Below are 6,100 nucleotides of genomic sequence, written 5' to 3' on the forward strand. Positions count from 1 at the left end.
CTCCGGGCCTGCCCGGAGCGCGCCGCCGGGAAAGCGTGAAAGCCGAACCGGCTTCTTCCAGAATCGCCATAGTCCACCCCGCGAGCTAGCGGTCAGGTGAGTACGACGCTGCAGGTGAACGACGATGAGCCGAGCGGAGCCCTCATTCAGGCCGCGACGCCGAGCTCGTGGCGGGTTCGGTGGAGGAATTCGCGGACGGCGGCCTCCCGACGCCAGGGGGTGAGAGCGGCGTTGAACTCGCGGACGTAGTCCAGAGCCCGGCTCGACTGGACGCGGGCGAGGATGCCGACGGCCTGGTTGCCGAGTGCAAGACCTTGGTCCAAGTTGTTGCTCTGGAGATGGGCGGTCCCGACGATCGCGAGGCGCATGCCGACGGAGCGGGTGAACACTCCAGTCGGCATGGCGGCCGCTTGGGCGTTCCAGGTCAGGGCCTCCTTCGGCCTCCTGAGATCGCGGAAGACCTCGGCGGCGTCGGCCGAAAGCCGGGCGTGGTGATAGAAGTCGATCCAGGCTGGCTCATCGGCGCTGTCGCAGGTCTGGCTCAGCAGACCCTCGGAGGCGGCCAGGGCTGCCGAGGCGGCCCTGGCGTTGTTGTCGCGGGCGTGTGCCCGGGCCTCGATGAGTTTGGTGAAAGCCAGCACCCGGGGGGCGGCGTGGCCCTTTGCCCGTTCGAAGGCTCCCTGGGTCATGTCGATGGCCTCGTTGGCGAAGCCCCTCAGCAAGGTCTGCATCGCCATGGTGGTGAGCACGTAGCAGCCGAGCTGTACGTCGCCGCCCGCCCGGGCGAGGCGGAGGGCTTGGATGAAGTGCCGCTGGGCGACGTCGTGCTGACCGACGTCGAAGGCGGTCCAGCCCGCCAGGCGGGACAGCTCGGCAGTCACCGAGAACAGCTCGCGGCCCACCTCGTCGCTGAACGAGCCGTTCAGCAGTGGCACAGCCCGCTCCTGCAGGCAGGCCGTCACTGAGTTCGCCTTCCAGTTCCCGCCGCCGTACTTCGAATCCCAGCGGCGGGCGTCGTCGGCGGCATCCCGCAGTTCGGCGAGGTCGGCGGTGCCGACCCTGCCACTGCCGCGATGCGAGGAGGTGTCGTCGGCCGGGCTCACCAGCCACCGGGTCACCGGGGTCGTGAACGAGGCAACGGCGAAGCTGGATCCGGCGAGGAAGTCGCGGCGGTTCACGGAACTCCAGAACGAAGTGGCGACGCGCACGGCGTCGGCGGGCTCTCGCGGAAAATCCAACCCCACCGCGGCGTCCGGTGTCTCCGCATCCGCCATACCGATCTCCGCCAACTGCACAGGCCGGCCGAGCCGTTCGCCGATCGCCCGGGCCAGAAGCCTGGGCACCGGCCAGTCGGGGACCATGCCCCGCCGACACCAGTTCGCGACCGAGGTGTGCGTATACGTGGTGGTCAGCCAAGCTTCGCGGGCCAGCTGGTTCACGCGATGGGCCAGCGACTTGTGGCTGGTGCCCTCGCACTTGTCGATCATCCGGGCCAGCGCGTCGTTCGGCGGCTTGGCCCGGCGGGTGGTCGACGCCACAGCGTCCCCCTCAATCCGTTCCCCGGCTGGGCGCGGGGAGTCGTACTCGACTGGGCACGAGAAGAATTCATACGCCCGGCACCTGATGCCGGATCACCGAGGGTATTGCCTCCACTCCTCGCAGTGAACCGCTTTCGCGAGTTGTGAGCCCCCTTGCGAGCCCTGCCCGCACCGTCCGCCAGACGGTTGCCTGGTGTTCCGGGCCTTCGCCGGGACCTGGGAAGACATCCTTTCGGCGGAGGCCACCACCGATTCACGTTCGGGGGTGACAACCAGATGTGCGGAATCGCAGGACTGGCCGGCGCCGACGCCGTCCGCCACCAGACCACCGTCGCCGCGATGGGGCTCGCTCAGCACCACCGCGGCCCGGACGGCACCCGGCACCTCACCTCGGCCGACGGCCGGGCAGTGCTGTCCATGAACACCCTGCTGATCGTCGACACCGCCGCCGACCCCGGCCCCTACCAGGACCCGACCAGCGGCATCGTCCTCACCTTCAACGGCGAGATCTACAACTACCGGCAGGCCGCTGCGGCCTGGGGCATCCCGCTGGAGCTCGGCGAGACCGACGCCCACCTGGTCCTGCGGGCCTGGGCAAAGCTCGGCCCAGGCTGCCTCGCCGGCCTGGACGGCATGTTCGCCCTGGCCGCCTATGACCCGCGTGAGGGACAGCTGTTCCTGGCCCGGGACCGGCTCGGGGAGAAGCCGCTCTACTGGCGTCTCGATGGCGGACGCCTCGCCTTCGCCTCCGAGGTCACAACCCTGACCGGCTACGGCACCGCCCCTCTGGTCGTTCGCCCGGAAATGCTGAGCATCGAGACGCCCACCGGCACCGACACCCCGTTCCAGGGCATCCAGCTCCTGCCGCCCGCCGGGCTGCTGGCCTTCGACGTCGCGACCGGCTCGCTGGTCCAGCGGACCTGGTGGCAGTTGGAGGGCCTGGAGCCCTGGCAGGGCGACTACTCCACCGCGCTGGCCCGGTTCTCGACCCTGCTGGCGGACCGGATTCCGATGCGGGCGCCCGGCTCGGACTTCGCGCTGCTGCTGTCGGGCGGCCTCGACTCCTCGGTACTGGCCTACTTGATGAGGCCCCAGGTCTGCGTCACGGTCCGCTACCCGGGCCATGACCGCCTGGACGAGTCCGCGACCGCGGCCGTCGTCGCCCGGGACATCGGCGCCGAGCTGGTCGTCATCGAGCCGACAATCGAGGACTTCATCCGCTCGCTGCCGGAGATCATGCGTGCGTTGGACTACCCGATGGGCAACGCGTCCACGTTCTCCGAGCACATGGCCTACCGGGCGATCGCCGAATGCGGCATCCGCGTGGTGATCGGCGGGCTGGGGCCGGACGAGTTGCTGATGGGCTACGTCCGCCACGCGCTGGTCCTGTTCGGCCCTCAGGCGGTGCTGGGCGCCGGGCTGGAGGCCTACCGGCCGCTCGCGTCCAAGCTCCTGGGCGCCACCGGTGAACGGCTGGAGCCGGCGGAGGCGATCGTGAAGCTGATCCTGCGTGGGCAGGGCCCGGACGGCCGCCTGCGGGAGCTGGTCGCCGACGCCCTCCGCCGGGCCGACGGCGACCTGGCCCGCGGGCTGACGCTGGCGGATCTGGCCACGGCCTGGCGTCCGCTGGTGATGACCTCGGACAAGCTGGCCTCCGCCTTCGCGCTGGAGCGACGCTCACCGTTCCTGGCACGGGACCTGGTCGAGTTCGCCTACCGGCTGCCGGTCGAGCACAAGATCGCTGGCCCGGCGGCCGGGAAGCGGATCCTGCGGGACGCGGCGAAGGCCCTCGGCCTGCCCCGGGAGGTCTGGGGCAGCCGGGACAAGCTCGGATTCGCCTCCCCGGTCCCGAGCTGGCTGTCCGGACCGCTGGAGCCCTGGGCGACCGAGCAGATCAGCTCGGCGCTCGACCAGGCGCCCAAGCGGCTGCAGCCGCTGCTGGCCGACGGTCTGAAGCCGGGCGGCCGATTCGACCGCACCAGGATGCAGGCCTTGATGGCCGCCGCCTGGTTCACCGACCACGCGCTGGCGGCTGCGGCATGACGACCCATCGACTCACTACGGTGAGCGGATGGAGAACCTTCCCGAGGACTCGTCCGCCGCCGAGCCGCGCGGAGCGGTCGCGCTAGTCACCAACCACCGCGGCGAGCTCCTGCTGCACCTGCGCGACGACATCGAGCTCATCGCCTGGCCTGGCCACTGGAGCCTTCTCGGAGGTGGCTGCGACCCCGGCGAGACGCCGGCCCAGGCGATCATCCGCGAGCTCGCCGAAGAGGCCGGCCTCACGGTCGGCGGCCTGACCGAGCTGTTCGAGACGCCGGACGTCCACGGCTCGGGGCAGATCATCACCTTCTTCGCCGGCTCCTGGGACGGCGACGAGACCGCGCTGCCACTGGCCGAGGGCGTCAAGCTCCAGTTCTTCGCCCCCGAGTACCTGCCCGTCCTGACCATCCCGCCGTTCATCCGCGACGGCATCCACCGCCACCTGGCCGCCCAGCCGGGCACCTGATGCCCCCGTCCTCGATGGGGTTGGGGCGCCCGGCCGGGCGGCACCCCGCCCCCTTGGAAGGACACGTTCGTGAAGCTCACCGTGATCGGCTGCGGCTACCTCGGCGCGACCCACGCCGCCGCGATGGCCGAGCTCGGCCACCAGGTCCTCGGGATGGACACCGATACCGACAAGGTCGAAGCGTTGAACAAGGGCCAGGCCCCGTTCGTCGAGCGCGGCCTGGACGACCTGCTCGCCAAGCACACCGCCTCCGGCGCCCTGCGGTTCACCGCCTCCTACGCGGAGGCCGCCGCTTTCGCCGACGTCCACTTCCTGGGCGTCGGCACCCCGCAACAGGACGGCAGCGGCACCTACGACCTCACCCACCTGCACACCGCCGTCCGCCGGCTGGCTCCCGGGCTCCGGGACGGCGCGCTGATCATCGGCAAGTCGACCGTCCCGGTCGGCACCGTCGCGAAGCTGCGGCAGACCCTCGACGAGCACGTCCGTGACGGGGCGAGCACCCGCCTGGCCTGGTCGCCGGAGTTCCTGCGCGAGTCCTTCGCCGTCCTGGACACCCTGGAGCCGGACCGGATCGTGCTCGGCATCGAGGACGGCGACATCAGCAGCGAAGCCGTCTTCCGGACCGTCTACGCCGACATCCTGGCCACCGGTTCCCCGCTCATCGTCACCGACATCGCGACCTCCGAGCTGATCAAGGGCGCTGCGAACGCCTTCCTCGCCACCAAGATCTCCTTCATCAACGCGATGGCGGAGCTCTGTGAGCTGACCGGCGCCGACGTCCAGGAGATCGCCCTCGCCCTGGGCTACGACCACCGGATCGGCGCCAAGGGCATGCGGCCCGGCCTCGGGTTCGGCGGCGGCTGCCTCCCCAAGGACCTGGCCGGCTTCACCCACCGCGCCGAGGAACTCGGCGCCGACACCGGCCTGCTCCGCCAAGTCGAGGCGATCAACCGGCGCCGGCGCGAGCACACCGTCGAACTCGCCCGCGAAGCGCTCGGCGGCACCGTGACCGGCAAGCGGATCGCCGTCTGGGGCGCTGCCTTCAAGGCCCACACCGACGACATCCGCGACTCCCCGGCCCTCGCGGTCGCCGAGGCCCTACAGCGCGCCGGTGCCGAGGTCACGGTGCACGACCCCGCCGCGATGGAGAACGCCCGCAAGGCCTACCCCCACCTCGACTTCGCCGACGACCTCACCCAGGCTGCAACCGGCGCCGGGCTGCTGCTGCACCTGACCGACTGGCCCCAGTACTCCGACGCCGACCCCGCCGACCTCGCCCCGTACATCGCCGTTCCCAAGGTCATCGACGCCCGAGGCACCCTCGACGCGAACCGCTGGCGCGCGGCCGGCTGGACCTTCCGCGCTCTCGGTCGCCCCTGACCCCATGGCACACTCACGAATGCCCGGCCCGGCCGCCGCAGGCGCGCACGGCGCAGAGCGCAGGTCCTGCGCCACCCGGAACAGGAGATCAAGGAGGAACACCTGAACGCGGCTCGCCGCAATCGGTGACAGGCCCCGCCGCCCACTGTCCGGGCAGCGACGTCGCCCCCATTGAGCTCAGCGCCTGACCTGCGTCGGAAGACGCGACGTTCCGTTGCCGATGAGGCTGACCCGCGTCACAAGAATCCCGGGTGGCAAGCCGGATCGTCAGATTCGGGGCCCCCTGCGGCAGCGGATTCCCCACTCGCCGTTGGGTGAGAACGACTCGCCGCTTGCCCGCGACACCAGCAGGCTTCGGCCGTCGAACGCGATCCGGTCGCCGACTGCCAGGAAGAGCGGACTGTTGAGCTCACAGAAGCCGCCGCTATCCGTCTCAAGGTCGTTCACGAGCATCATCCGCGGGACCGGAGTGACTCCGTCAGCAAGCAGCAGCATGGCGAGATCGTTCCACACCGGCACGACGTTGGATGATCCGCCGGGCGGGGCGGGGCCCGGGGAAGGATTGCGGCGGGGGGGGGGCGCCCCCCGGGCGGGCCGCCGCGGCTGCGGACATCCGGGGGGGGGTCGAGGTTAAAAAAAAGAAGCGGGACCCGCCTCCAACACAGGTTGT

Annotated in this window: 5 protein-coding genes; 3 read left to right on the plus strand and 2 right to left on the minus strand. The window is 70.8% G+C overall.

The window, feature by feature from the left end:
- Window positions 1-146: 146 nt before the first annotated feature.
- A complete protein-coding gene (locus ACFV4F_RS02725) occupies window positions 147-1,538 on the minus strand; it encodes a sporulation protein (RefSeq protein ID WP_380500181.1) in 1,392 nt (463 codons plus the stop codon).
- 276 nt (window positions 1,539-1,814) lie between these two features.
- Here ACFV4F_RS02725 and ACFV4F_RS02730 point away from each other — a divergent pair, with 276 nt between their 5' ends.
- From ACFV4F_RS02730 to ACFV4F_RS02740, 3 genes are all read left to right on the plus strand, one after another.
- Window positions 1,815-3,581 (plus strand): asparagine synthetase B family protein, encoded by a 1,767-nt coding sequence (locus ACFV4F_RS02730; protein ID WP_380500182.1) that lies wholly within the window; start codon window positions 1,815-1,817, stop codon window positions 3,579-3,581.
- Window positions 3,582-3,609: 28 nt separating this feature from the next.
- Entirely contained in the window at window positions 3,610-4,047 is a 438-nt protein-coding gene (locus ACFV4F_RS02735; protein WP_380446152.1) for an NUDIX domain-containing protein, read from the plus strand.
- Window positions 4,048-4,116: 69 nt separating this feature from the next.
- The gene (locus ACFV4F_RS02740; RefSeq protein ID WP_380500183.1) at window positions 4,117-5,430 is read left to right on the plus strand and encodes a UDP-glucose dehydrogenase family protein; all 1,314 of its coding nucleotides are present in this window, start codon (window positions 4,117-4,119) and stop codon (window positions 5,428-5,430) included.
- A gap of 267 nt (window positions 5,431-5,697) precedes the next feature.
- Here the strand turns inward: ACFV4F_RS02740 and ACFV4F_RS02745 are convergent, their stop codons facing one another.
- On the minus strand, window positions 5,698-5,949 hold the full coding sequence (locus tag ACFV4F_RS02745; RefSeq protein WP_380500184.1) for a hypothetical protein: 252 nt from the start codon (window positions 5,947-5,949) through the stop codon (window positions 5,698-5,700).
- Between the last annotated feature and the right edge of the window lie 151 nt (window positions 5,950-6,100).

The organism is Kitasatospora sp. NPDC059722, assembly GCF_042733235.1.
Taxonomy (GTDB): Bacteria; Actinomycetota; Actinomycetes; order Streptomycetales; family Streptomycetaceae; genus Kitasatospora.